Below are 1,540 nucleotides of genomic sequence, written 5' to 3' on the forward strand. Positions count from 1 at the left end.
GTCTTCGACCAGTTCGCCTCCCACCGCGGCATCGCCCTGCACATCAAGGCCGAGACGAGCGAAAGCCGGCTGATCGCCGTCCTCGGCGAGATGCGCGAACTCGGCGATGATGCCGTCGAGGGCCACCGCGCCGTCGGCCGGGACGCCGCCGAGCGCCTTCCGGCAATGGATCGACGTAGACCGGGACGGCTGCGACACCTGCAAGGAGGTGCTGATCGCGGAGGCGACCGAGTCGTCGGCCGTCGGGCCCAGGTGCGCGCTGACCGGCGGCGCCTGGTCCCGCAGTAACAATCGGCACCGGCGCGCTCAGTGGAAGACGAGTGCACCCAGCTGGTGCCGGTCACCGTCGACGGGCGCGAGCACCTGGTGCCGCGCAATCTGGTCCGTGCATACGAGCGTGGCCTGCTGGCGCCGTGAACGCGAGGGGTCGCAGCGCGCAAGCGTCGCGGCCCTTCGCGCATTTGACACACCCGCCGCGGCGGCCGCTGGCAGCGTTCGGCGGCGCATTCGATCATTTCGGCGGCCTGGGAGGTCCGGGCGGCTCGGGTGCGAGCGCAGTCCCTGTCCTGGGCAGGCCGGCGGCGTCCGGCTCACGTGGTTGGTACGTATCCTGCCGCGAGGTTGTAGGGCCCGGTGTCGACCGGGATGGTGGCGGTGACGGTATTGGTAGCAGTGTCGATTACCGAGACCGTGTCGGCTCCGTTGTTGGCGACGTACGCATGCATGCCGTCGGGGGATGTTGCCACACCGACCGGAGAGTTGCCGACCGGGATGGTGGTGGTGACCGTGTTGGTGGCGGTGTCGATGACGGACACGGTGTTGTCCACGTCGTTGACGACGTAGGCGTGCTGCCCGTCCGGGGTGACGGAGATGCTGGCCGGGTAGCCGCCGACCGGGATGGTGGCGGTGACGGTGTTGGTGGCGGTGTCGATCACCGAGACCGTGTTGTCCGAGGCGTTGACGACGTAGCCACGGGTGCCGTCCGGGGTGATCGCGACCGCGTACGGGCCGCTGCCGGCGGGAATGGTGGTGGTGACGGTGGTGGTGGCGGTGTCGATGACGGACACGGTGTTGGCCCCGTTGTTGGCGGTGTAGGCCCTCGTGCCGTCGGGAGACACCGTGACGGCTTGCGGGCCGCTGCCGACGGGGACCGTGGCCGTGACGGTGTGGGTGGAGGTGTCGATCACGGATACGGTGTCGGCTCCGCCGTTCGCCGTGTAGGCGTGCTTGCCGTCCGGTGCTATCGCCGTCCCGAACGGGGCATTACCGACGGGGATCGTGGCGGTGACGGTGTTGGTACTGGTGTCGATCACCGACACCGCGTTGGCCACGGAGTCGGCCACGAAGACGAACACGGTGGGCGTGGGCGGGAGGAGAACGGGGGCGGCGACATATTGATCAGAAACTCAATTGGTTCTCGCCGAGGGTGTAGCGCACGTGCGGGGCGTGGAAGTAGCCGCGGACGATGTGGGGCTGGCGCTGGCGCCGGCGGAAGAAGCGTCGTGCTTCAGCCGCGAGCTCGGCCTGGTTGCGGGCCCGG

At 69.2% G+C, this 1,540-nt stretch carries 1 protein-coding gene and 3 pseudogenes; 2 read left to right on the plus strand and 2 right to left on the minus strand.

All coding sequences use genetic code 11. The features are described from left to right. Window positions 1-106: 106 nt before the first annotated feature. Window positions 107-277 (plus strand): annotated as a pseudogene (locus tag AB0442_RS42390) (HNH endonuclease); the annotation flags it as partial. Further along, window positions 260-417, plus strand: a pseudogene (rpmF, locus tag AB0442_RS42395) (50S ribosomal protein L32). The pseudogenes AB0442_RS42390 and rpmF, both read left to right, overlap by 18 nt. Window positions 418-590: 173 nt before the next feature. On the opposite strand, the gene AB0442_RS42400 reads toward rpmF, so the two are convergent. Together AB0442_RS42400 and AB0442_RS42405 are read right to left on the minus strand one after the other, a co-directional pair. Beyond that, the gene (locus AB0442_RS42400; RefSeq protein ID WP_366168836.1) at window positions 591-1,343 is read right to left on the minus strand and encodes a beta-propeller fold lactonase family protein; all 753 of its coding nucleotides are present in this window, start codon (window positions 1,341-1,343) and stop codon (window positions 591-593) included. A 55-nt stretch (window positions 1,344-1,398) separates the two neighbouring features. Next, a pseudogene (locus AB0442_RS42405) lies at window positions 1,399-1,540 on the minus strand (IS630 family transposase); the annotation flags it as partial.

This window comes from Kitasatospora sp. NPDC085895, assembly GCF_040702125.1.
GTDB lineage: Bacteria > Actinomycetota > Actinomycetes > Streptomycetales > Streptomycetaceae > Kitasatospora > Kitasatospora arboriphila.